Origin of the sequence: Sediminivirga luteola (genome assembly GCF_014639315.1) — a bacterium.
In the GTDB taxonomy this organism is placed as follows: domain Bacteria; phylum Actinomycetota; class Actinomycetes; order Actinomycetales; family Brevibacteriaceae; genus Sediminivirga; species Sediminivirga luteola.
On record NZ_BMFY01000009.1, the window covers coordinates 23,318 to 46,516 of the forward strand.

The 23,199-nt window shown below is 69.8% G+C and carries 21 protein-coding genes; 8 read left to right on the plus strand and 13 right to left on the minus strand.

Features of this window, described 5'->3' with window-relative positions; translation table 11 throughout:
* Both mtrB and mtrA read right to left on the minus strand, forming a co-directional pair.
* Positions 1-1,920, minus strand: coding sequence for an MtrAB system histidine kinase MtrB (gene mtrB / locus IEW13_RS10745; RefSeq protein ID WP_229745089.1), 1,920 nt, complete (start codon positions 1,918-1,920; stop codon positions 1-3).
* Positions 1,917-2,597 carry an MtrAB system response regulator MtrA gene (gene mtrA, locus IEW13_RS10750; protein WP_188550920.1) on the minus strand — a complete coding sequence of 227 codons (681 nt, stop codon included), beginning with the start codon at positions 2,595-2,597 and terminating at the stop codon, positions 1,917-1,919. Before mtrA ends, mtrB begins: the two co-directional genes overlap by 4 nt.
* Before the next feature lie 407 nt (positions 2,598-3,004).
* Here mtrA and IEW13_RS10755 point away from each other — a divergent pair, with 407 nt between their 5' ends.
* The 5 genes from IEW13_RS10755 (at position 3,005) to IEW13_RS10775 (ending at position 8,631) form a co-directional block, all read left to right on the plus strand.
* On the plus strand, positions 3,005-4,123 hold the full coding sequence (locus tag IEW13_RS10755) for a hypothetical protein (RefSeq protein ID WP_188550921.1): 1,119 nt from the start codon (positions 3,005-3,007) through the stop codon (positions 4,121-4,123).
* The gene (locus IEW13_RS10760) at positions 4,120-4,779 is read left to right on the plus strand and encodes a DUF4129 domain-containing protein (protein WP_188550922.1); all 660 of its coding nucleotides are present in this window, start codon (positions 4,120-4,122) and stop codon (positions 4,777-4,779) included. Before IEW13_RS10755 ends, IEW13_RS10760 begins: the two co-directional genes overlap by 4 nt.
* Positions 4,776-6,080 (plus strand): DUF4350 domain-containing protein, encoded by a 1,305-nt coding sequence (locus IEW13_RS10765; protein ID WP_188550923.1) that lies wholly within the window; start codon positions 4,776-4,778, stop codon positions 6,078-6,080. The genes IEW13_RS10760 and IEW13_RS10765 overlap by 4 nt, the downstream gene beginning before the upstream one ends.
* Positions 6,081-6,280: 200 nt before the next feature.
* On the plus strand, positions 6,281-7,339 hold the full coding sequence (locus IEW13_RS10770) for an AAA family ATPase (protein WP_188551034.1): 1,059 nt from the start codon (positions 6,281-6,283) through the stop codon (positions 7,337-7,339).
* Positions 7,339-8,631, plus strand: coding sequence for a DUF58 domain-containing protein (locus IEW13_RS10775; protein WP_188550924.1), 1,293 nt, complete (start codon positions 7,339-7,341; stop codon positions 8,629-8,631). Before IEW13_RS10770 ends, IEW13_RS10775 begins: the two co-directional genes overlap by 1 nt.
* 137 nt (positions 8,632-8,768) lie before the next feature.
* On the opposite strand, the gene IEW13_RS10780 is transcribed toward IEW13_RS10775, so the two are convergent.
* Complete coding sequence (locus tag IEW13_RS10780) at positions 8,769-9,767, minus strand: stage II sporulation protein M (protein WP_188550925.1); 999 nt, start codon at positions 9,765-9,767, stop codon at positions 8,769-8,771.
* Between the two features lie 526 nt (positions 9,768-10,293).
* Between IEW13_RS10780 and IEW13_RS10785 the strand changes: the two genes are divergently transcribed.
* Positions 10,294-10,566: a hypothetical protein gene (locus IEW13_RS10785; RefSeq protein WP_229745091.1), complete on the plus strand. Its 273-nt coding sequence runs from the start codon at positions 10,294-10,296 to the stop codon at positions 10,564-10,566.
* Positions 10,567-10,708: 142 nt separating this feature from the next.
* Positions 10,709-11,518 carry an RDD family protein gene (locus IEW13_RS10790; protein WP_188550926.1) on the plus strand — a complete coding sequence of 270 codons (810 nt, stop codon included), beginning with the start codon at positions 10,709-10,711 and terminating at the stop codon, positions 11,516-11,518.
* A 139-nt stretch (positions 11,519-11,657) separates the two neighbouring features.
* Here IEW13_RS10790 and ahcY read toward each other — a convergent pair whose 3' ends face one another.
* The 3 genes from ahcY to IEW13_RS10805 form a co-directional block, all read right to left on the minus strand.
* Complete coding sequence (gene ahcY / locus IEW13_RS10795; protein ID WP_188550927.1) at positions 11,658-13,124, minus strand: adenosylhomocysteinase; 1,467 nt, start codon at positions 13,122-13,124, stop codon at positions 11,658-11,660.
* A gap of 143 nt (positions 13,125-13,267) precedes the next feature.
* Positions 13,268-14,677, minus strand: coding sequence for a phosphohexomutase domain-containing protein (locus IEW13_RS10800; protein WP_188550928.1), 1,410 nt, complete (start codon positions 14,675-14,677; stop codon positions 13,268-13,270).
* Positions 14,674-15,039 carry a DUF3499 domain-containing protein gene (locus IEW13_RS10805; protein WP_188550929.1) on the minus strand — a complete coding sequence of 122 codons (366 nt, stop codon included), beginning with the start codon at positions 15,037-15,039 and terminating at the stop codon, positions 14,674-14,676. The genes IEW13_RS10800 and IEW13_RS10805 overlap by 4 nt, the downstream gene beginning before the upstream one ends.
* Positions 15,040-15,146: 107 nt before the next feature.
* Here IEW13_RS10805 and IEW13_RS10810 point away from each other — a divergent pair, with 107 nt between their 5' ends.
* A complete protein-coding gene (locus IEW13_RS10810; protein ID WP_188550930.1) occupies positions 15,147-15,533 on the plus strand; it encodes a metallopeptidase family protein in 387 nt (128 codons plus the stop codon).
* 41 nt (positions 15,534-15,574) lie between these two features.
* On the opposite strand, the gene IEW13_RS10815 is transcribed toward IEW13_RS10810, so the two are convergent.
* The 7 genes from IEW13_RS10815 to IEW13_RS10845 form a co-directional block, all read right to left on the minus strand.
* Entirely contained in the window at positions 15,575-16,342 is a 768-nt protein-coding gene (locus tag IEW13_RS10815; protein WP_229745092.1) for an ATP-binding cassette domain-containing protein, read from the minus strand.
* On the minus strand, positions 16,339-17,361 hold the full coding sequence (locus IEW13_RS10820; protein ID WP_188550931.1) for an ABC transporter permease: 1,023 nt from the start codon (positions 17,359-17,361) through the stop codon (positions 16,339-16,341). The genes IEW13_RS10815 and IEW13_RS10820 overlap by 4 nt, the downstream gene beginning before the upstream one ends.
* Positions 17,362-17,445: 84 nt before the next feature.
* Positions 17,446-18,489 carry a substrate-binding domain-containing protein gene (locus IEW13_RS10825; protein WP_188550932.1) on the minus strand — a complete coding sequence of 348 codons (1,044 nt, stop codon included), beginning with the start codon at positions 18,487-18,489 and terminating at the stop codon, positions 17,446-17,448.
* A gap of 52 nt (positions 18,490-18,541) precedes the next feature.
* A complete protein-coding gene (locus IEW13_RS10830) occupies positions 18,542-19,564 on the minus strand; it encodes a zinc-dependent alcohol dehydrogenase family protein (protein WP_188550933.1) in 1,023 nt (340 codons plus the stop codon).
* A gap of 25 nt (positions 19,565-19,589) precedes the next feature.
* Positions 19,590-20,600 (minus strand): Gfo/Idh/MocA family protein, encoded by a 1,011-nt coding sequence (locus IEW13_RS10835; protein WP_188550934.1) that lies wholly within the window; start codon positions 20,598-20,600, stop codon positions 19,590-19,592.
* 182 nt (positions 20,601-20,782) lie between these two features.
* Positions 20,783-21,706 (minus strand): ROK family protein, encoded by a 924-nt coding sequence (locus tag IEW13_RS10840; RefSeq protein ID WP_188550935.1) that lies wholly within the window; start codon positions 21,704-21,706, stop codon positions 20,783-20,785.
* Between the two features lie 14 nt (positions 21,707-21,720).
* Complete coding sequence (locus IEW13_RS10845; protein ID WP_188550936.1) at positions 21,721-23,148, minus strand: aminotransferase-like domain-containing protein; 1,428 nt, start codon at positions 23,146-23,148, stop codon at positions 21,721-21,723.
* Positions 23,149-23,199 lie beyond the last annotated feature (51 nt).

Below are 23,199 nucleotides of genomic sequence, written 5' to 3' on the forward strand. Positions count from 1 at the left end.
TCACCGGTCTCCTTCCGTCGTCCTGGCCGGATCCGTCATTCTGCCCGGACCCGCTGCTCCGCCGCGATCCTCAGCGCCGGCGGGCGGGCCGGAACCGCCGTCGTCCTCGGGAGCGTCCTCGTCGCCGGTCTGCAGCGGCGGGACGGGGCTGGCGGAATCGGCGGCGATGGCGGGGTCGGAGGCGATGGCGGCCGTGTCCATCGCCTCACGTTCCACGATGAGCGGGATCGACCCGGTGTGCAAGCGCACCGAGCCATCGGAGGAGACCGGTCCGGCGACCAGTTCCGCCTGCCCGCGGCGCAGCACGGCGTCGGCCGGCGGCAGTGGCAGGGGCGAGGAGGTGATCTCGGCGCCGGCCCGGCGCGGCAGGGTGAGCCGGAAGCAGGCGCCCTCGTCCGGGCGCCCCCAGGCCTGCAGCCAGCCGCCGTGCAGATGCGCGTCCTCCAGGGAGATGGCCAGGCCCAGGCCCGAGCCGCCAAGGGTCCGCCGGCGGGCCGGGTCGGCACGCCAGAACCGGTCGAAGACGTGCTCGACCGCCTCCGCGCTCAGGCCGACCCCGTGGTCGCGCACGCTCACTGCGGCGGCGTTGGCATCGGCGGCCACATAGACGTCCACCGGCTTGCCCTCTCCGTGCTCGATGGCGTTCACCACCAGATTGCGCACCACCCGCTGGATCCTCACCGGGTCCAGGTCGGTCATCACCGGTCCCGACGGCGCATGCACCCGGATCCGCGAACCGGTCTGCTCGGCCAGCATCTCGACGGTCTCCACGACGCGCTCGACGAGGTCCTTGAGGTCTTCCGGACGGGTCTCGAGCTGGGCGGCGCCGGCGTCGAACCGGGAGATCTCCAGCAGATCGCTCAGCAGGCGCTCGAACCGGTCCACCTGCGAGTACAGGAGCTCGGCGCTGCGCGCGGCGGCCGGATCGAACTCGTCGCGGCTCTGGTGGATCATCTCGGCCGCCATCTTGATGGTGGCCAGCGGGGTGCGCAGCTCGTGTGAGACGTCCGAGACGAACTGCCGCTGCACCTCGGAGAGCTGCTCCATCCGGGTGATGTGATTCTGCAGGTTCTCGGCCATGTCGTTGAAGGAGCGCCCCAGCGTCGCGATCTCGTCGTGGCCGCGCACCGGCATGCGCTGGTCCAGGTCGCCGGAGGCGATGCGCTGGGAGACCTCCGCGGCGACCCTGACCGGGTTCACCACGAGACGGGCGACGGTCCAGGAGATGGCGCCGACGAGGACCACCAGCACGACCGCGCCGACGATCATCGACCGGTGGACGAAACCGAGGATGCGGGCCTCGTCCCGCAGGTCCGCCAGCACGTACAGCTCGAACTGCCCGGCGCCCGGGATGGAGATCTGCTGGCCGACGGCCAGGCCCGGCAGATCGCGGCCGTCGGGGCCGGGAAGGGTGATCGCCTGGTACGCCTGCGCGCTGCCGCCGGACTCGCGCACCGTATCGGTCAGGGCCTCGGTGAGGACGTCCTGGGCGATCTCGGGCTGGTCGGCGGCCTGCACGCTCACCTGGCGCACGCCCAGGCTCTCCGGCGTGGGCTCCAGCACGATCGCGCGCAGCTGGATGGGCGAGCTGCTGAGCATGGAGCGCAGCTCCCGGCGCAGCTGCTCGGTCAGGTCCGACTGACTGCTCTGGGTGGAGGGCGAGAGCTGCTCCAGGTGCCGGGCGTAGCTGAGGGTCTGCCCGGACAGGCTGCCGAGCTTGTTGTCGTGCAGGTTCCGCGCGATCTGCTGGGCCATATAGGCGCCGACGCCGTAGAGCCCCAGGCAGGTGAGGACGATGGTCGCGGCGATCACGCGCAGCTGCAGGGAACGCCCGAACAGCCGGATGACCCACCGGGCCGCGGCGGCGACCGCCTTCCCGGCCTGCTGCGGCCAGGCGGCGATCACCTCCCGGGAGATCACTGCGGCTGACCCGCCCGGTACCCGACGCCGCGCACGGTCACCACGATGTCCGGCTTCTCAGGGTCCTTCTCGATCTTGGACCGGAGCCGCTGCACGTGGACGTTCACCAGCCGCGTGTCCGCAGCATGCCGGTAGCCCCAGACCTCCTCCAGGAGGGTCTCGCGGCTGAAGACCTGCCAGGGCTTACGGGCAAGCGCCACCAGGAGGTCGAACTCCAGGGGGGTCAGATTCACCGGTTCGCCGTTCTTGGTGACCGAGTGCCCGGCCACGTCGATGGTGACATCGCCGACGGTGAGCAGTTCCGGCGCGTTCTGCTCCAGCATGCGCAGCCTCGCGCGCACCCGGGCGATCAGCTCCTTGGGCTTGAACGGCTTGGGCACGTAGTCGTCGGCGCCGGACTCCAGGCCCAGGACGACGTCCACCGTGTCGGACTTCGCAGTCAGCATGATGATCGGGACCCCGGACTCGGCGCGGATCTCGCGGCACACCTGAAGCCCGTCCTTGCCCGGGAGCATGAGGTCCAGCAGCACCAGATCCGGCTTGACGCTGCGGAACGCCTCCAGGGCCTCATCGCCCGTGGTGCAGAACGACGGCTCGAAGCCCTCGCTCTTGAGCACGATACCGATCATCTCCGCCAGGGCGGTGTCATCGTCTACTACCAGGATCCGACCCTTCATGGCCCCATTCTCTCGCAGATCAACCGTTTACTCGTGCCTCCCAGCATAGAGGCTCGGCAGCGTTCCGCCGGGTCCGTCAACGCTGCGCCGGCGCGCTGAGGAGCCGGTGCCTCGGCCCGCCGGCGCTGGATTCCCGGTGGTGCTTCCTCACATCGGGCCGGTGTCCGGGCCCGGGGCACGACGAAGCACCGCCTTTTCGCACGAGAACCGCACCCGGCCGGCATCGTCCCTCCAGGGGCGCCGGCGCAGAGCGGCCGGCCCGCGCTGCGGACACTCCGGGAGAGACGAGGCGGACAGCCCGGGCCGGGGAACGCTAGGGTTGCAGTGGCACCGCCGGCCATCACGGTGGTGCCCCCAAGGAGACATGCGATGCGACATCGCGAGGCGATGACGGACGAAGGGGGCGGATGAGCACCTGGTCGACCCCCCGCAGCTGGTCGGGGACGGGCGCGGCCGGCCGGCCCGCCGCCGCTGGGGTCCGGGGTCGGCGCTGGTATCCCGTACCCCCGCCGGGCGTGGTCCCCATCCGCCAGCTCGCCTTCTTCGAGCTCCTCGACGGCGGGCTGCGGGTGATCCGGGCGAACCCTCGCTCGGTGCTCGGCCCGCCGGCCCTGGTGAGCGCGGTCGCGGCGGTGGCGGGCTGGGTGATCGGGGCGGTTCTGATCTGGTCTGTGACCGAGCTGGGCATGGGCCTGTCCCTGGACGACGCGGGTTTCGTCGGGCTGCAGCTGGTGGTGCAGGCCGTGGCCTCGGTGGCCGGGCTCCTCTCCTACGCCAGCGTGCTGCTCTTCGCGGGCACCAGCGCCCATGCCGTGCAGCGCGGGCTGTTCGGGGAGAAGCCCCGTCTGCGTGACACCTGGCGCGCTCTGCGCGGGTCCCGTCTGAGGCTGCTCGGCCTGACCGTCGTCTTCGCCCTGGCGCAGCTGCTCGCTCTGCTCGTCCTGTGCCTTCCCGCCGCCGGCGCGGGCATCCTCCTGGGCAGCGGCATCGCTGCGGGCCTGCTGGTCCTGGCGGGACTGGGGCTGTGGCTGCTGTTCTTCGCCTTCTGCTACGTCCGTTTCGCTCCGGCCGGCGCCGCGATGGTGTGGGAGGGCCTCGGACTGCGTGCCGCGCTGAAGCGCTCCTGGACCCTCACCGGGCGGGGTTTCCTCCGGCTGCTGGGCCTGCACCTGACCGGCGGTTTCCTCTCCTCGACCATCATCTCCCTGGTGATCACCCCGGTCACATATGTGCTCATGGTCGTCGCGCTGCTGATCGCCTTCACCCTTGAGGACGACGCTTCGGCCCTCATCGCCCTCCTGATCGGCGTGCTCGCCGTGGTCTCGGGTCTGGGCACCTTCGTCTCGGCGATCCTGTTCGCCTATATGGGTGGCATCGCGGTACTGGCCTATCTGGACCAGCGGATCCGGCTGGAGGGCTACGACATCGTCCTGCTGGCGGAGGCCGAGCAGCTCGCCGCGGAGCGCGAACGCGGCAATGGAGGCGACGGCACCGTGCCGGGACCCCTGCCGGGGGTGATGCCATGAGCGGCTACGGCCGGGATGAGGCCCGGGAGCTGCTCCAGGGCGAGCTGAGCCATCCCCGCTACCGGGAGGGCGAGGAGACCGTATTCTCCCGGCTCGGCCGGCTCGTCCGTGATCTTTTCGACGGGCTGCTGGATGCCGTCTTCAGCTTCAACCATCCCTGGTTGCTGGCGATCCTGGCCGTGCTCGTCGTCGGCCTGCTCGTCTGGATCTTCCGCGTGGCGGGCCGTCCCCGCCGGCCCCAGCTGGACCTGCCCGGCAAAACGGCGTTCGCGGCCGATGACGGCCGGACCGCGGCGCAGCTGCTGGCGGCGGCGCAGCGGGCCGCCGAGACCGGCGACTGGCAGCGGGCCAGCCAGGAGATGTTCCGGGCCGGGGTGCTCACCGCCGTCGAGGCCGGCCGGGTCCGGATCCAGGACGGCGACACCGCCCATGAGGTCGGCACCCGGTTGGCTGCGCTGCTGCGCGCCGCCGGCGACTCCAGTGCACAGGGAGACCCCTCACGAGCGGCGGAGGACTTCGACCGGATCACCTTCGGCGGCGAACAGGCCGATGAGGCCCTCTACCGGCGAATGGCCGCGTTCAGGGAAGCCTGCCTGCGGCTGCGTCCTGCCCGGGACGAAGAGCCCGCCGAGGCCGGCTGGGCGAGGCCGCGATGAGCGCGCAGCTGGACACCGCCACGCGCGGCTGGCGGGCGGGAGACGGCGGCAGCGCCCTGGGAACCGCCCGGCGCCGGATCGGCGCCGGCGTCCTATGGATCGCCGCGGCCGCCCTGGCGCTCGTCGTCTCGACGATCCTGGCGCTCTCCGCACTGCGCCCCGACGCCGGCACGCCGCTGCACCCGGACAACGCCGGGGCCGACGGCACCCGCGCCGTGGCCGAGGTGCTGAGCCGGGAGGGGGTCCAGGTCGAGGCGTCCGACGAGTTCAGCGCCGCGGAGGCGGCCGCGCGGGAGGGAACCACCGTCGTCGTGATCGATCCGAGTCTGAACCTGACCGGGCGGGGCGCCGCGGCGGTCAGCGCCGCCGGCGCCGCATCGGGCGCGCCGCTGGTCCTGGTGGAGCCCGACGACGGGACCCTGCGCGCCGCTGGGCTGCCATTGCGCCAGGCCGGCTACTGGGAGGCGGCGCCCAGCCTGCTGGAGCAGGCCGCGGGAACCCCGGGGGAACCGGTCCAGGCCGGATGCGCGGACCCGTGGGCCCAGCAGGCGGCCGATGTCACCGCCGGCGGGATGGTCTACGCACTTGCGCCCGGCCAGTCCGGCGGCGAGGTGGCCGTGTGCTTCAGCCCGGCTGCTGGTGAGGTTGAGTGGTTCGACGGTGCTTCCGAGAGCGCCGGCAGCTATGTGCGCCTCAGCCACGAGGGCCGGCCCGTGACGGTGCTCGGCTGGCCGGGCCACCTGAGCAACGGACGCATCGCCGAGCACGGGAACGCCTCCCTGGCGCTGAATACCCTCACTGAAGGCGGCAGCCGGGACGCTGTCCTGTTCTACTTCCCCCGCGCCCAGGACCAGCCCGCGACGGAGGACGGCCAGGCTGCCGGCGACGTGCGCTCGGTGATCCCCGGCTGGTCCGGCGCCCTGCTGCTCTGGAGCGCGCTTCTGGTACTGGTGGTGGTGCTCTGGCGGAGCCGCCGCTTCGGCCCGCTGGCCATGGAGACTCTGCCCGTCCTGGTCCGCGGCACGGAGACCGTCGAAGGCCGCGCAGCGGTGTACCGGCGTGCGGGCGCCTACGACACCGCCCTGCAGAGCCTGCGCGCAGCCGCCCTGGTGCGGATCGCCCACACCCTCCGGCTGGACTCGTCCGTCCCCGCCAGCGAGATCGCCCGGGCCGCTGGAGCCGCCGCCAGAGCACCCGACGCGGTCGAGGTCCTGGTGACCGCCCATGCCGCCGATGAAAGCGCATTCACCGCACTCGCCCGACGCATCGCAGAAATCGAAAGCGAGGTCCACGCATCGTGACCCAGTACCCGCAGCAGCCCCAGCAGCCGGGTCCAGGCCCGCACAGCGGCCAGCACTCCCCTGCCGGCCAGCACTCCTCCTCGGGCCGGCACGGCGCGCCACCCGCGGGATCCCAGCCACCGGCCGCCGCCGTGCCCCCGGCACAGCCGTACCCGCCGGCCGACCCTGGAGGCCAGGCTGGGAACACGGCGCAGGCCCCGATGTCACCGTCGGCCAGCCAGCCCGGCCAGCCTGGTCAGCACGCCCAGCCAGGCCAGCCGGGGCCTGAGGGCGGGCCGGCACTGCGCACCCCGGAGGCCGAACACGTGCCCGACCCGTTGCGGCAGGCGCTGCTGGCCGTCCGCACCGAGGTCGGCAAGGCGGTGGTCGGCCAGGACACCGCCGTCACCGGCGTCATCATCGCGCTGCTGTGCCGCGGGCACATCCTGCTCGAGGGCGTACCCGGCGTGGCGAAGACGCTGCTGGCGCGGTCGCTCGCCGCCGCGCTGGAGCTGGACAGCAAGCGGGTGCAGTTCACGCCCGATCTGATGCCCGGCGACATCACCGGCTCGCTCGTCTACGACAACGCCAGCTCCCGGTTCTCCTTCCGCGAGGGACCGGTATTCACGAACCTGCTGCTGGCCGACGAGATCAACCGGACCCCGCCGAAGTCGCAGTCGGCGCTGCTGGAGGCCATGGAGGAGCGGCAGGTGTCCGTGGACGGGCGCGGGCGGAGGCTGCCGGAGCCGTTCATCGTCGCCGCCACCCAGAACCCCGTGGAATACGAGGGCACGTACCCGCTGCCGGAGGCCCAGCTGGACCGGTTCCTGCTCAAGATCGTCCTGGAGCTTCCCGGGCCGGAGGCGGAGTTCGAGATCCTCAGCCGGCACGCCCAGGGCTTCTCCCCCTCCGATCTGGCCGCGGCCGGCATCCGCGCCGTCGCCGATCCCGAGCTGCTGGGACGCGCGCAGGCGGCGGTGCGTCAGGTGCGGGTGGCCCCGGAGGTGCTGCGGTACATCGTGCACCTGGTGCACGCCACGCGCCACGCCCCGTCCTTCTCCCTGGGAGTCTCCCCGCGCGGGGCCACGGCGCTGCTGGCGACCTCGCGTGCCTGGGCCTGGCTGCAGGGGCGCGACTACGTCACGCCCGACGACGTCAAGGCGCTCGCGCTGCCGACGCTGCGGCACCGGGTGCAGCTGCGGCCCGAGGCACAGATGGAGGGCATCGGCGTCGATGACGTCCTCGGCGCCATCCTGCGCACCACGGAGGCCCCCCGCTAGTGGTCCTGACCGGCCGTTTCGTCCTGCTCACGGTGCTCGGCGCCGTGCCGCTCGTGCTGTGGCCCTCCTGGGCCACGGCGGGCTGGGTGCTGCTGGCACTCGCCGTGGCGGGCCTTGCGGATGCCGCCCTGGCGCCGTCTCCACGACAGCTGGAGGTGCAGCGGACCGCGACAACGCCGGTGCGCCTCGAGACGCCCTCGCAGAGCGTGCTGAGCGTGCGGAACCCGGGCCGGCGGACCGTCCGCGCCGTCTTCCGCGACGCCTGGCCGCCCTCGGCGGGAGCCGGGGCCAACCGGCATCGCTGGACGGGAGCCCCCGGTGAGCGCGCGGAGTTCGTCACCGAGCTGCTGCCGACCCGGCGGGGGGACCGGCACGCGGCGCCGGTGACGGTCCGTACCCGCACCGCGCTGGGGCTGGTGGCCCGGCAGGTGAACGTGGAGGTCCCGGCGACGGTACGGGTGATGCCGCCGTTCCGGTCCAGTCGCCATCTGCCCTCCAAGCTGGCCCGGCTGCGGGAACTCGACGGCGCCACCACGGTGATGGTCCGCGGTCAGGGCTCGGAGTTCGACAGCCTGCGGGACTACGTCGTCGGCGACGACGTCCGCTCGATCGACTGGCGTGCCTCGGCCCGCCGGCAGCACGTGGTGGTGCGGACCTGGCGGCCGGAACGGGACCGGCGGGTCATCATCGTGCTGGACTCCTCCCGGCAGGCCGCGGCGAGGGTCGGCGACGAGACGCGGTTCGATGCCGCCATCGAGGCGGCGCTGCTACTGACCGCCCTGGCCAGCCAGTCCGGGGACCGCGTCGACGTGCTGATCGCCGACCGCCGGGTCCGCGCCTCCGTGCAGCAGCGGCCGGGGACGCGCATCCTGTCGAGCCTCTCGGACCAGCTGGCGGGCATCGAGCCGGACTTCATCGAGGCCGATTGGCCGCTCATCGTCTCGGCGGTGGACGATGTCAGCCGGCAGCGCTCGCTCGTCGTGCTGCTGACGGACCTCAACGCCGCGGCGCTGTCGGAGACACTGGTGCCGGTGCTGCCGATGCTCACCCGGCGGCACAGCGTCGTCCTGGCCTCGGTGAGCGATCCGGCACTGGCCGAGTATGCCGCTCGCCGCGACACGGCGGCCGATGCGTTCCTGGCGGCGTCAGCCGAGCGGGCACGGCTGGACCGTGCCGGCGTGGCCAGGATGCTGCGTGCGGCGGGCCTGGAGACGCTGGACGAGACGCCGGAGTCCCTGGCGCCGGCGCTGGCGGACCTCTACATCGCGCTCAAAGCCACTGGACGGCTCTGAGCAGGCTTGCCTTCCAGGCGCGGCAGCCGTTCGCGCCAGAGGTTCCCCGGCCGTGCCCGCGCCGCCGCTCAGTCGGGCCGTCCCCTGCTAAGTCTCGGTCCGGCTGCCCCCTGAGTCGCGCGCTGCACCTGTACCGCTCAGTCAGCCGCGATCTGGGTCTCCCCCGCGTGCTCGCGGCGCAGATCCGCTGACCGGCCGGCGCGAAGCGCGCGGCGGCCCAGCGTCCCGGCGTAGACCCCGACTCCGGCGACGAAGACCGCGCCGATGCCGATCCGCAGCGCATCAGGCATGTCCCGGTTGGGCGTGACATAGGCCTCCACGAGCGCTGAGAGCGCCAGCAGCAGCACGAGCCCCAGCGCCACCAGCAGCAGCGACCTGGCCTCGCGGGCGACGGCGGTGCGCCGGAGCATGGGGCCGGGCCGGACCCAGGACCAGAAGATCCGCAGGCCCGCCGCCGCGGCGATCAGAATGCACATGATCTCGGGCAGGCCGTGCGGCAGGATGTACACCCAGAAGGTGCCCGCCTCGCCGTGCGCGTGCAGCACCCCGGCCGTCGCTCCCAGGTTGAAGGCGTTGATCAGCAGCCCGTAGATCACGTAATAGCCGGTGATGCCCAGGACCACCCACTGAAGTGCGATCCAGGCGTTGTTCGTCCACACGCCCAGGGCGAACACCTCGGCGGGGTTCTCCGAGTAGTAGTTCACGAAGTCGTTCTCCACCAGCGCCTGCTGCGCCGCCGGCGGCATGAGAGTGTTCTGCACCTGGGCGTCGCCGGCCACCCAAGCGCCGATGAGCCAGGCGAAACCGAGGAAACCCGCCGTCACCCCGGCCATGACCCAGCGGAGCCGGTAGAGGCTCAGCGGCAGCGACTCGGCGAAGAACCGCGCCACGCCGGCGAAAGCGCCCTCGGGCTGGCCGGTGAAGGAGACCCTGGCGCGGGCGAGGATCGAGGAGAGGCGCACGGCGATGTCGTTGCCGGGGGCGACGGACTGGATCGCGGAGAGATCCGTGGCGGCCTGCTGGTAGAGGGCGACCATCTCATCGGCCTCGGCTCCGTTGAGCCGGCGGCGCCGGGCAAGCTCGTCCAACCGGTCCCAGGACGGCGACTTCACGGCGATGAGGGCGGCCAGGTCCATTGCTCCATCGTGCCATACGGCGCACCGGGTCCCCGCGTTGGTCTCACCCGGGCGCACGTGAGGATTCAAGCTGCCGCGCGTGACGATCCAAAAGCCGTCGCACTGGCAGGGACCCTGTCAGCACAACGAAGAGCCGCCGCCTCTGCGAGGCGTCGAGAACATCAACCCCTTCCGATGAGCCGATATGCAGCGCGCCGTACCCGAAATGGTAGCCACCACTCATCGACTTTCGTCTACCGGCGGCGATACTTTCGTCGATGCGAGGAGGGTGAAACGTCGGTAGCGTCCACCGTGCCAGATCAGTTCCTGAAAGGATGTGTCCGCAAGCCACCTCGGATGAGGAGTACGGTCGAACTGATTGGACGGCTTATGGCGACAGCAGCGTCAAGCCGAAGTCGGCAGAGTTGAGCGAAGAACTCGTCATCACTTTCGTCCGCGACACAGATTTGGAGTGACGACCGCGATGCAGATCCACGCGACTGTACACGCAGAGAACTCGTCCGAAGAAGATTCCCCGAACTTCCGCGTGAACTTCTGGGAACACGACGCCTACGGTTCCTGGGCGCTGGACGCGTTCGTGCTGACCGACGCCGCGGATATCAACGAGGTCCTGGAGTGGGTAGAGTCCAATCGGGCCGGGCGCCGGGTCGAAGTCTTCGTTGAAGCCGGAGACGAGCCGGTCAAGCCTTTCGGCGAACCACGGACGTCGGACCTCCTGCGGCTGCTCGGTTCCAACCCAAACGCGGAAGAAGAGGAACGACTCACCATCACATTCGTCCGCGACACAGATGTGGGATGACGGCCGCCGACGTTCATGTCCCTCGACGTCGCACGGGCGTGTGCAGGCGGGCCTCACGTTCCGGGCGTTTGGCACCCCAGTCCCCCTCCGGACGACGTAAGGGGGCCTGGCCTCTGGTCCGGCACCGCTTAGGATGAGGGTGATGAGCACGATCATGACCGGCGAGGCCGTCCCCCTGCAGCTGCGCCCGGCGGCGCTCATCGCCCGCGCCGGATCCTGCGCGATCGACTTCGTCGCGATCCAGGGACTGTGGCTGGTGCTGTTCTTCTCCGCGAACTGGCTGCTGGAGCGCAGCGCCGACTGGAACATGATGCTCGCCACGAGCCTCGCCCTCATGCTGCAGGTCTTCTGCGCCGTGCTCATCCCGGCGACCGTCGAGACGCTCACCCGCGGCCGGTCGCTGGGCAAGTTCGTCCTCGGCTTGCGGGTGGTTCGCGACGACGGCGGCGCGATCCGTTTCCGCCACGCCTTCCTGCGGGCGATGCTGTGGGTGTTCGAGGTCCTGGCCATGGGCGGGGCCCTCGCCGCTCTGGTGGGCCTGGTCAGCCCGCAGAGCAAGCGCATCGGCGACTATCTGGCCGGCACCATGGCGGTCGCTGAGCGCACCCCGCGGGCGGCCTCCCGGCACGTGGTCATGCCGCCGCGGCTGGCCGCCTGGGCACGGCTGGCGGACATCTCGGCGATCCCGCCGGGACTGAGCCACCGCGTGCTGCAGTTCCTCACCTCCGCGCCCCGGATGCGTCCCGAGGCGAGGCTGCACATGGCCATCCAGCTGGCGGATGAGGTCACACCGTACACGGCGCCGGCACCCCCGGCCGGCACGCACCCGGAGGAGTTCCTGGCGGCAGTCTCCGCGAGCATCCGCGAACGCGAGATCGAGCGCCGCAGCCGCGCCGAACGCATCGGCGCCGGCTTCCGGGCACGCACCTCCCGGCTCCCCCACGGCCTCTGACACAGCACGGCGCTTGTTTCCGGGGTTGTGCGCTAATTCCGCGTGAGTGCACCCGGTGAATTAGTACACAACCCCGGAAACACCGACCGGTCACACGTGCACTGCGCTGGCAGCCACGCAGGCCGGCTGGGCACCGCTTCTAGTAGCGGTAGTGCTCCTGCTTGTAGGGTCCGGCCACATCCACGCCGATGTACTCCGCCTGCTCCTTCGTCAGCTCGGTCAGCCGCACGCCGAGGGCGTCCAGGTGCAGCCGCGCGACCTTCTCGTCGAGCTGCTTCGGCAGCAGATGCACGCCGATCGGGTAGTCCTTGGTGTACAGCTCGATCTGCGCCATCACCTGATTGGTGAAGGAGGCGGACATCACGAAGGACGGGTGACCGGTGGCGTTGCCCAGGTTCAGCAGGCGTCCCTCCGAGAGCACGATGATGGCCGACTCCCCCGCCTGCTCGACGCCGGCCTCGCGGCGGGCGGCCTCTGGCAGGATCCACTCGTGCACCTGCGGCTTGATCTCGACCTTGCGCACGCCGGGCACCCTCTCCAGACCGGCCAGGTCGATCTCGTCGTCGAAGTGCCCGATGTTGCCGACGATCGCGTTCCGCTTCATCGCCAGCAGATGCTCCACCGTGATCACGCGGGTGTTGCCGGTGGTGGTGATGAAGATGTCGCCCTCTGCGACGACGTCCTCGATCCGCGCCACCTGGTAGCCATCCATGGCGGCCTGCAACGCGCAGATCGGGTCGATCTCGGTCACGATCACCCGTGCGCCCTGGCCGCGCAGCGCCTCAGCGGCGCCCTTGCCCACGTCCCCGTAGCCGATCACGACGGCGATCTTGCCCCCGATCAGCACATCGGTGGCGCGGTTCAGGCCGTCGGGCAGGGAGTGACGGATGCCGTAGCGGTTGTCGAACTTGGACTTGGTCACCGAGTCGTTGACGTTGATCGCCGGGAATCGCAGCTCACCACGCTGATGCGCCTGGTAGAGACGGTTCACGCCGGTGGTCGTCTCCTCGCTGACGCCGATGATCCCCTCGGCGATGCGGCTGAAGCGCCCCGGGTCCTCGGCGAGGGAGGCGCGCAGGCGGGCCAGGAACTCCACGTACTCGGCACTGTCGTCCTCGGCGGGCTCCGGCACGCCGCCGGCCTCCTCGAAGGACGCCCCCTTGGCCACGAGCATGGTCGCGTCGCCGCCGTCGTCCAGGATCAGGTTCGGGCCGCCGGCCGGGAAGCGGAAGATCTGGTCCGCGGCCCACCAGTACTCCTCCAGCGTCTCGCCCTTCCAGGCGAAGACGGGCACGCCGCGGGGATCGTCCGGGGTGCCGCCGCTGTGTTCCGGCCCCACGACGACCGCTGCCGCGGCCTCGTCCTGCGTGGAGAAGATATTGCAGGAGGCCCAGCGGACATCGGCGCCCAGCGCGGTGAGGGTCTCGATCAGCACGGCCGTCTGCACGGTCATGTGCAGGGAACCGGCGATGCGGGCCCCTTTGAGCGGCTGCTCGGCGCCGTACTCCTCGCGCAGCGCCATCAGGCCGGGCATCTCCTGCTCGGCGAGCCTGATCTGGTGGCGGCCGGCTTCAGCCAGGGAGATGTCCGCGATGCGGTAATCCATACGTTCCTCGTCCTTAGGGTTCACGGGTACGGAAGGGGGCCCGCACCTTGGCGGGCCGTCTACAGCCATCATCGCAGATACCGCTTCACCGCACCGGCCGACCTGGCGCGCCGCACGCGCTGGGCGACGCCACTCCGGGCGGCTCAGCTCTCCCGGATGAGCCCGAGGAGACGTTCGCCGAGCGCGGTCGTGCGCTCCCTGCTGGGCGTTTCCACGTTCAGCCGCAGCAGCGGCTCGGTATTGGAGGCGCGCACATTGAACCACCAGCGACCATCGGCGCCGATGACGCTCACGCCGTCCAGCTCCTCGATCCGGGCCGGACCGAACTCCCCAGCCTCCGCCATGGCTCGCAGCTTCGCGATCACCACGGCCTGGTCGGCAACGACGGAGTTGAGCTCGCCGCTGGCGGCATAGCGGTCGAACGGCGCCACGAGCTCGGACAGCGGTCCGTCCTGGCCGGACAGCGCCGCCAGCACGTGCATCGCCGCGAGCATCCCGGAGTCGGCGCAGAAGAAATCACGGAAGTAGTAGTGCGCGGAGTGCTCTCCGCCGAAGACGGCACCGTGCTCCCGCATGGCTGCCTTGATGAGCGAATGCCCGACCCGGCTGACCACCGGGCGGCCGCCGGCCTCACGGATGGCTTCCGGCACGGCCAGCGAGGTGATGGCGTTGTGGATGACGGCGGGCGAGTTCTCCCCTGCGGCGCGCACCCGCGCGATCTCGCGGCTTGCCACCAGGCCGACGATTGCCGAGGGCGTGACCGGCTCGCCCCGTTCGTCGACGACCACGCAGCGGTCGGCGTCCCCGTCGAAGGCCAGGCCGATGTCCGCGCCGTGCTCGATCACGGCGGCACGCAGGTCCTCCAGGTTCACCGGGTCGAGCGGGTTCGCCTCGTGATTCGGGAAGGTGCCGTCGGGCTCCAGGTACAGGCCGATGAGATCCAGGTCCAGGGGCTCGAGTCCGGCATCGCCGCCGAGCACCTGGCCGCTGAGCATGCCGCCCATGCCGTTGCCGGCGTCGATGACGACCTTCAGCCGGCGGCCGAGCCCGCCGGGAGCCCCGAGCCGGCGGACGGTCTCGGCGTAGCGGCCGGCGATCTGCAGCGGCTCCGCGGCCGGTTCCTCGCGCGGCAGAGGCTCGCCGAGGTGCGCCTCGGCGGCCTGGGCGATGGCGCTCAGCCCCGTGTCCCGGGAGATCCCGGCGGCGCCGGGGCCGCAGAGCTTGATGCCGTTGTAGCTGGCCGGGTTGTGACTCGCGGTGAACATGGCGCCGGGGAGGTGGTGGACTCCGGAGGCGAAGTAGAGCTGGTCCGTGGCGCAGCGGCCGACGTCGAGCACCCGCAGGCCGGCCTCCTGGACGCCGAGCGCGAAGGCGCGGCTGAGCGCGGGGCCGGACTCGCGCATGTCCCGCCCGATGACGAGAGCCTGGGCGCCCTGCGAGGAGAAGTGCTCCCCGGCGCCGATGCCGAGGGCGTAGCAGAGATCGGCGGTGAGCTCGCCGTCGACCAGGCCCCGCACATCGTAGGCACCCAGCACGCGGCCGAAAGCGCTCACTCCTCGCCTCCGGTGGGCAGCACGCGCAGATGTCCCCGCCTGGTGCCGGTACCGGGGGACGCCGGTGGCTGTTCCGGCGGAGCGGGGGCCGGACGGGCGGCTTCGCGGACGGCGTCGGCGATGGCGAGCAGATCGTCGCGGCTGCGCTGCGGCGGTGCTTCGCCGGCACCGAGCCGGATGACGTGCCAGCTCAGCGGCGGGGTGAACCGCTCGGCGTGGTCCCGGCACAGATCATGGGCGCCGGGCTCCGCCCGACTCGCCAGGGGGCCGATGACGACGGTCGAATCCGCCTGGACGTAGGTCAGGGTGGCAGCCGCCGGCCGGGGGCAGGCGGTGCGGGAACAACGACGGGTAGCGCTCACAAACACCAAGGCTACCAATGGGCACGTGATCTGGGCCCCGGACGCGCTGAAGCAGGTCTAGGCGCGCCATCGCCGGTGCCACGGCGCGCGGTTCTAGGATGGTCACCATGAATGATGCCCGCCGGCTGCGCCGGGACCGCCGCGGACGCGGCCTGCGCGGTCCGCTGCTGGATTCCGTGCATCCGGCCGCCCGGCGGCGCGAGCTGGTCTTCGAGCGCAACTACGCCGGCCAGCTGCGCGCGTTGCGACGACGGCATCCGGAACTGGAGGCGGTGCGATTCGGCCTGCAGCGCGTGCCCGTGTTCCCGGCCGGGGAGGATCTCCCGCTGGGCAGGGTCCTCCCGGCCAGCGAGGCGTCTCCGGCACACATCGTCCTCTTCCGCCGGCCCATCGAGACCAGGGCACAGGACTCCCGCGAGCTGCCGGAGATCATCGGCGAAGTGCTGCGCCAGCAGGTGGCCCTCCTGCTGGGAATCGACGAGGACGAGGTGTAGCCGAGCCCGCCGGGGGCACGTGGCGGCTACGGTACCGTCTGTCAGACCTGGACGGCGCCCGTCATGATGGCCACCGCGTCGTTGGCGCTGTGAGTCTGCGGCGTCACCACTGTGGCACGGCGGCCCAGGCGCTGGATGTGAATGCGGTCGGCGACCTCGAAGACCTGGGGCATGTTGTGGCTGATCAGCACGACCGCCATGCCCCTGTCCCGGATCTGGCGGATCAGGTCCAGCACCTTCCCCGACTCTTTGACCCCGAGTGCCGCGGTGGGCTCGTCCAGAATCGCCAGTTTGCTGCCGAACGCCGCCGCCCTCGCCACGGCGACTCCCTGCCGCTGACCACCCGAGAGGGTGTCCACCGGCTGCTTCATGTTCTGGACGGTGAGGATCCCGAGTTCGTTGAGCTGACGGGAGGCGTCCTCTCTCATGCCTTTGCTGTCCAGCATCCGGAAGACCGTGCCCAGTATGCCCTTCTTGCGCCGTTCCCGGCCGAGGAAGAGATTGCTCGCGATATCAAGAGACGGCGATACGGCCAACGTCTGATAGACGGTCTCGATCCCGTACTGCCGGGAGCTGTCGGGGCCTGTGAACTGCACGCGTTCGCCATCGACCAGGATCTCACCGGAGTCCGGGGTCTCCGCCCCGGAGAGGCATTTGATCAATGTGGACTTCCCAGCGCCGTTGTCTCCGATGATCGCGACGATCTCGCCGGGCATCACGTCGAAGTCCACACCCTGCAGCGCCCGGACGTGCCCGTAGGACTTGGTGATGTTCCGTGCTTCCAGCACAGGCGTCATCGTACTGCTCATCGGCTTCCCTTTCTGATCCACTGGTCAAGAGCGACGGCGGCGATGATGAGCGCGCCCACGGCGAACTCCTGCCAGAGCACCTGGACGCCAATGAGGGCCAATCCGTTGCGGAAAATGCCCACGATGAGCGCACCCAGCAGTGTTCCGACCACGAGCCCTCGTCCCCCGAACAGGCTCGTGCCGCCGATGACCACGGCGGAGATGCTGTCCAGGTTGAGGGTCGCCGCCGCCTGCGGACTGGCGGCGCCGGCGCGACCGATGAGTGCCCATGCGCCCACGGCGTACAGTAGGCCGGCCACGGCGTAGACGCTCAGAAGGACCCGGCGCGTGCGGATGCCGGAGAGACGTGCGGCGACGATATCGTCGCCGACCGCGTAGACGTGCCGCCCCCAGGCCGTGCGCTGCAGTGCGTAACTGACCAGGACCACCAGCACCACCATGACGACCACGCCGTAGGCCACACGCGTGTTGCCCAGCTGGAACGCCGAGCCGGTCCAAGTAAGGAGATCGGGCATATCGGCGCCTCGGATGGCGGCGCCGCCGGAGATGTAGAGGCTCAGCGCGAGGAAAATGCTCATGGTGCCCAGCGTGACGATGAAGGGCGGGAGCCTGAGCCCCACGACAAGAGCACCGTTGAGTAGGCCACACGCCGTGCCCACCACCAGGGCCAGCAACAGGGCCACGATTCCCGGCGTCCCGGCCGATACCGCGATGTTCGCCATCACGATGGAGACGAACACTGCGATGTACCCGACCGAGAGGTCGATGCCGGCAGTCAGGATGATCAAGGTCTGCCCGATGCCCACGATGCCGATCACCATGACCTGCTGGGTGACCAGGGACAGGTTGTCCGGGGAAAGGAACCGGTCGGAGAGCAGACTGAACACGAGTGTGGCCACCAGCATGACCACCACGGGCCCGATCACCGGATAGGCGTACAGCACGTTACGTACGCGGCTGGCCAGGTTCGTCGTCGGTTCGATCGTCGCGGTGCCCTCGAGTTTGGCGGGAACTTTCATCAGCGGTGTCCTCGTCGCAGGTTTCGTGTCGTGAGCGTGAGCGGAGCGGGCGTCCTCATTGCACGCCCGCTCCGCGTCATCGGCTCAGCCCCAGCAGTTCTCCAGACCCCATTCGGAGTCGTGGGATTCGATCCCATCAATGGGATCATCGGTGATCAGGGCGGAACCAGTGTCGACCTGCGTCTCAGTGAGCTCCTCACCGCCGATGAGAGCGACCATCGCTTCCATGCCCTGGATCGCCATCTCGGAGGGGAACTGCATGGCGGTCGCACCCAGGGTTCCGCCGGCGATCGCCTCCACTCCGGGGCAGCCGCCGTCGACGCTGACCATGGTGATCTCGTCCTCGCGGCCTGCGGCCAGAATTGCCTCGTAGGCGCCTGCAGCGACAACCTCGTTGATGGAGTAGACGATGTCCAGTTCCGGGTTGGCCTGGAGCGCGTTCTCCATCTGGTTCCGGCCCTCGTCCCGCTCGGATTCCGTGGCGTAGTTACCGGCGATACGCGGATCGTCTTCATCCCCGTTGATGCTCGGATCACCGAGGTCGATGCCGAATCCGTCCAGGAAACCCTGATTGCGGGCCACGTCCACCGAAGTGTTGTTGGCGTCCTGGTCCAGGAGCGCGATTCGCACATCGTCGGGGTTGTCTGCCGAGGCATGTGCCCACTCGCCGATCAACTGCCCCGCCCGGAAGTTGTCCGTGGCGAACGTGGCATCCACCGCGTCCTCGGGCTGGGTGGGCGTGTCTAGGGCGAAGACCACGATTCCGGCCTCACGGGCCTGGTCGATGGTGGGGACGATCGCCGCGGAATCGGCCGGTGTGATGAGGATGCCGTCGACACCCTGGGAGATGAGATTCTCCACCGCCATGACCTGGGAGTCGTTGTCGTTGTTCTCCCGGCCGGAGAACGTCTGCAGTTCCACTTCGAGTTCGGCGGCCTTCTCTTCCGCCGCCTCCCGCATGGCCACGTAGAACGGATTCGTCTCCGTCTTGGTCACGAGGCCGATCCGGAGTGATCCGGTCTCACTGTCACCGGCGTCAGCCGAGCCGCCGCATCCACTGAGGCCGAGTGCCAGGACGGCGGCCGTGGCGAGGGCGGGCATTCCCGCGGTTCGCTTGCTGGAAAACATGAAGCACCTGACTTTCTGATCTTCTGGGGGCGTCGTTGCCCTGGAGTGATGATCAACGCTGGGGTTCGACGACGGCCTTCAGGCAGTCTGGCGAGCGCAGTGCAGCGAGCGCCTGGGCGTAAGAGGAGAGCGCAAAACGGTGGGTGATGAGCCCGTCGGCACGGACCTTGCCGTGCTTAAGGAAGTCGATGGCGCGGGCAAATCCATAGGCCTGCGCGAAGGACCCCTTGATGGTGATCTCCCGACGGAATATCTCGTACGGAGAGATCGCGACGGTGGCGTCCTCCGCGGCCATGCCGTAGACAACCAGGGTGCCGCCGGAACGGACCAGCGGCAGAATGTCCTGCAATACGCTGACGGCTCCCGTCGCTTCGATGACGACGTCGAAGCCTCGCGGTGCCAGCTCTCGGAACCGGGCGTGCGACGCCCTGAAATCGTTCCGGTCCAGGAGGACCGTCTCGTCCACGCCATTGGCACGTGCGACGTCGAGTTTGAACTGGGTGGGTGCCGCCATCGTGACCCGGGCAGCGCCACCGCGGACGATCAGCTGCGACATGATCTGCGCGGTGGGGCCCGCGCCTGTGATGAGCACATCGGAGCCCGGTCGCAGATCGATGTTGTCCAGCCCCCGCACGACGCACGCCGTCGGCTCGATGAGAGCGGCGGCGTCAAGATCGAGATCGCCGATGGGGTACGCGCGGTCGGCGGCGGCGATCGCGTGCGTGGCGAAACCACCCGGCGCCTGGACGCCGAGTGCCACCCCGTTCTCGCAGAAGTTCACGTCCCCGCGCTTGCATGCCTCGCAATGACGGCAGTAAATCGTGTTGTCGATCGCGACGTGTTCCCCCGGCTCGACACCGGAAACACCGGGACCGGTCTCCACGACCCGGCCGACGATCTCGTGCCCCGGGGTCAGCGGGTAACGCGGACCGAATTCACCGACATGCAGATGCTGATCGGTTCCGCAGACGCCCACGATGAGGTTCTCCACGCGGATCTCACCTGCGGCAAGGGGGCGGTCTTCGATGTCCCGGACCTCAAAGCTGGCGGGCTGGTCATACACAACGGCGCGCATGCGACTCATTTCCTCACTTCGTGGATCAGGACAGCGGCAGGCTGACTTCGGCGCCTTCGGCGAGCGAGCGCTCGATGGCCACCTGGACTTCAGTGACGGCCAGCGCATGTTCGTAGGTCACCTCGGGCTCGGTCCGGCCGAGGACGTTGTCCGCGAAGGCATGCGCCATCCACGCCGGGAACCCATGGAACCTGCCGTCCGCGGTCGGAAAGTAGGTCCGGGGCCAGGCGTACCCGTCCGGGCCGCTGACGGCAACGCTCTGATTCGTCTGGTCGATGGTGATCGAACCGAGCGTGCCCCGCACTTCGAACCGGAACGGGAACGGGGAGGGAAGATTGTCCGGCAGCGCCCAGGTCGAGTCCAGCACAGCGGTTGTGCCGTCCTCGAAGGTGAGAATCGCCTGCACTGAGTCGTAGGTGTCGATCCCCTTTTCGACCAGGACACGTTTGAATCCCCGCGCGTAGACGCTGGCGACCGGCTTGCCAGAGAACATCATGGCGAGGTCAACCGTATGGGACATGAAGAACCACGTCGGAGAAGTCTTTCCCGCCCACGAGAGCATATCCGTCGGCACCCGGGTAGTACTCGCCAGGAAAGCCGACTGCGAGATCACTTCGCCCAGCTGACCCGCTGCGAGTGCCGTCTTGGCTTCGAGGAAGGCCGGGTTCCACCGGTTCTCGTACGCGGTCACCACCATCGAACCCGAAGCGCGCGCTGCCTCGCCGATCGCCCTCGCTGCCTCCATGGTCGTCGCCAGCGGTTTCTCTATCAGCAGGTGAATGCCACGGTGCGCTGCCGCCACGGCCGGCGCTTCGTGGGCGAAGTCCGGCGTCGCGATGACCACGGCATCAGGACGCTCTGAGTCGTACAGCGATTCGGCGGTCTCGTGAACCGGCGCACCGAACTGCGCTGAGAACGCCTCCGCCACTTTCTTGTTGGGCTCAGCGGCGCCGACGACCTCGACCCCGGGGTAGTGTCCGAACGCATTGGCGAACATGCTGCCGCGCAGCCCAGCGCCGACGATTCCGATTCGCACGTTTCCTCTTCCTTGAGTCAAGCGGCATACCACCGCATCCGTTCGTTCCTGCAGCACTGCCTCGGTCCGCGATACCGGATGCCGGTCTCGCTCGGGTGGCTACGGTGTTACCCGCCGGGCACGTCCTTGGGGCCCGGCGCATCTCCATCATCGACGGAGATTGGTCTTTGCAATAGATCCAATCAGGGTTCATTGGCCTCGGTTTGGCTGGGATGCTCTCGGGCCCTGTCTCCTGCGGCCAGCGCAGCGCCGTGTGCCCCTGCAGCGTCTCCCAGCTGCGAATGGAGCACCCGCGTTCCCGCCCCCCAGCGGAGACCTGACAGGGCCTCCGTGTACTTCTGGGCAATGACACCGCGGCGGGCCATCACGCCCCCGCCGAGCACGAGTGCTTCTGGCGCCAGGATGGCGCATAGGCTGTCCACTCCCGCAGCGAAGGCATCGGCCCGTTCTCCGAGAAGGACCGCTTCCGGGCTGCCGTCCCAACGGGCGGCCTGCTCGAACTCCACGATCGTCTTGCCGCGTTCGGCGGCGAGCTCCGCGAGTGCTCTTCCGCCGGCGATGCGCTCCCAGCAGCCACGGCGTCCGCAGTTGCATTCTGGGCCCGAGGGGTCGACGACCATATGCCCGACTTCCCCTGCCGGCCGGTTTCCTTCAAGCAGGCCGCCTTCCAGCACGACGGCTCCCCCGATTCCGGTGCCTATGGTCAGGACGAGGACCAGCCGGTGGCCCCGACCGGCTCCGATCCTGGCCTCGGCCAGCCCGGCGGCCTGGGCGTCGTTGAGAACTCGTGCGCGTGGAGCGCCGGCTCTTCTGAGTTCATCGTCGTAATCGATGTCGGCGAGCCCGAGATTGGCAGACCATGTGATCCTGCCGTCGTCGACCGTGCCCGCGATGGCGAGACCCGCGGCACAGATCCGCCCCCGGTAGCGTCGCACGATTTCGCCGGGCACCCGCTGACGCGCCTCGGCATGACGGGGAAGCTGCTGCACACCGTGATCGGCGATCGCGCCGCGCCCGTCCAGGAACACCCAACGGATGTTCGTGCCGCCCATGTCCATGCCGAGTCGCCCCTGAGCGCCGGCGGGGTCGGAGATCGCGTGAGTCACGGGGACGAGCCTTCCTACTGCAGGTTGACCGGCGAGGAGCCGCGGGAGTATTCGGCCCACGCGGAAGCCAGGCGCCGCACGCCCTGTTCCAGCACGGCCGGCGAAGCGGTGAGCGAGAGCCGGATGGAAGCGTCAGAGTGCCCGCCCGGCGAAAGCAGCGTTCCTGGCACCACCGCTACGCCGTGCCTGCGCGCGAGTTCAGTGAACGGGCCAGCGGCGCCCCAGGGCATGTGGAGCCACATCGAGACACCGCCGTCGGGGCGGGACCAGGCGAATTCTGGCAGTTCGGCGGAGACGGCGGCTTCGGCGAGGTCGAGATTCGCGTGCAACTCGGCGACACGTTGCGCAGCCACCTCGGGCAGGTGCGGCAGCAGCCAGGCCGAGACCATCTGACTCAGCAGCGGAGTCCCCAGGTCCGCACGAGCTTTGAGCCTGGCCAGCCGGCCGATGACGTTCTCGTCACCCCGGATCCAGCCCACCCGCAGGCCGCCCCAGAAGACCTTGCTCATGGACCCGACGGTCATGACGGTGATCTCCTTCGTCAATGACGCCAGGTAGGGAGACGGTTCCCCGAACACGAGAGGCCGAGAGCTGGAGTCGTCCACGAGCACGCCGGAGAAGCCTCTCAGTCCGCTGATCAGCCTATGCGCTTCCACCGTCGCGGGCTGCCGGCCTTCCGGCCCGAGGGAGCCGTAGATGTACACCAACGAGGGCGCCGATCGCCCGACCGACTCCAGCAAAGGCGTGGCGCCGTACCCGGAGAACGACTGGGCGCTGCGCACCGTCACCGCACGATTGCGCAGCAGGTCCAGGACCCCGGGAGACGTGGGATCTTCTACCACTGCGTAGTCGCCGCCAGGTGCCCGGCCGAGGCTGTACTCCGTGATCAGGGCCAGAGCCTGCTGCCCGCCAGTGGTGATGAGCACCTGTTCCGGGGCCGTCGGCAACCCGTCCAGTGACAACCGGTCCGCCACGGCCCGGCGGAGTTCGAGGAGGCCCAGCGAGGAGTACCCCACGCGCGTCAGCAGTCGCTCCAGCAGTTCGCCGTTCATCTCCGCAATGGCGTCCCTGAGCAGAGGCGCCGCGGGCATCGAGGCGGTGGCGAGGTCGAGGACCGTCGTCTCGGAGTCCAGCGCGGCCCCGCGCAGTGACTCGCGCGGCGGTGCCTTCGAACTGCCGCGTTCTGCCCCGGACACCCATGTACCGCTCCCCCGCCGGCTGACGATCAAGCCGTCGGCGCGCAGCAAGTCATATGCCGCCACGACGGTGCTGCGGCCTACGGAAAGCTGCCGACTGAGTTCACGCTCCGGCGGCAGAACAGTCCCCGGCGGCAGGTCGTCGCGGGCGATCGCCGCTTGGATCGCGGTGGCGAGCCGCCGGTAGAGCGGGCCGGAGTGCGCCGTCCAGCTGCCGATGGCGTCCAGGACATTGAACGACGACATGGGCCTCCTCTTCGAGTCCAAAGCAAGCTAATTGGCTCTATCTACCAGCCA

What these genes read in the sequence shown, in the direction of transcription:
- mtrA (WP_188550920.1), bottom strand. Translation starts at nt 2,597, where the DNA reads ATGAAGGGTCGGATCCTGGTAGTAGACGATGACACCGCCCTGGCGGAG.
- IEW13_RS10755 (WP_188550921.1), top strand. Translation starts at nt 3,005, where the DNA reads ATGAGCACCTGGTCGACCCCCCGCAGCTGGTCGGGGACGGGCGCGGCC.
- IEW13_RS10760 (WP_188550922.1), top strand. Translation starts at nt 4,120, where the DNA reads ATGAGCGGCTACGGCCGGGATGAGGCCCGGGAGCTGCTCCAGGGCGAG.
- IEW13_RS10765 (WP_188550923.1), top strand. Translation starts at nt 4,776, where the DNA reads ATGAGCGCGCAGCTGGACACCGCCACGCGCGGCTGGCGGGCGGGAGAC.
- IEW13_RS10770 (WP_188551034.1), top strand. Translation starts at nt 6,281, where the DNA reads ATGTCACCGTCGGCCAGCCAGCCCGGCCAGCCTGGTCAGCACGCCCAG.
- IEW13_RS10780 (WP_188550925.1), bottom strand. Translation starts at nt 9,767, where the DNA reads ATGGACCTGGCCGCCCTCATCGCCGTGAAGTCGCCGTCCTGGGACCGG.
- IEW13_RS10790 (WP_188550926.1), top strand. Translation starts at nt 10,709, where the DNA reads ATGAGCACGATCATGACCGGCGAGGCCGTCCCCCTGCAGCTGCGCCCG.
- ahcY (WP_188550927.1), bottom strand. Translation starts at nt 13,124, where the DNA reads ATGGATTACCGCATCGCGGACATCTCCCTGGCTGAAGCCGGCCGCCAC.
- IEW13_RS10810 (WP_188550930.1), top strand. Translation starts at nt 15,147, where the DNA reads ATGAATGATGCCCGCCGGCTGCGCCGGGACCGCCGCGGACGCGGCCTG.
- IEW13_RS10815 (WP_229745092.1), bottom strand. Translation starts at nt 16,342, where the DNA reads ATGAGCAGTACGATGACGCCTGTGCTGGAAGCACGGAACATCACCAAG.
- IEW13_RS10820 (WP_188550931.1), bottom strand. Translation starts at nt 17,361, where the DNA reads ATGAAAGTTCCCGCCAAACTCGAGGGCACCGCGACGATCGAACCGACG.
- IEW13_RS10825 (WP_188550932.1), bottom strand. Translation starts at nt 18,489, where the DNA reads ATGTTTTCCAGCAAGCGAACCGCGGGAATGCCCGCCCTCGCCACGGCC.
- IEW13_RS10830 (WP_188550933.1), bottom strand. Translation starts at nt 19,564, where the DNA reads ATGCGCGCCGTTGTGTATGACCAGCCCGCCAGCTTTGAGGTCCGGGAC.
- IEW13_RS10845 (WP_188550936.1), bottom strand. Translation starts at nt 23,148, where the DNA reads ATGTCGTCGTTCAATGTCCTGGACGCCATCGGCAGCTGGACGGCGCAC.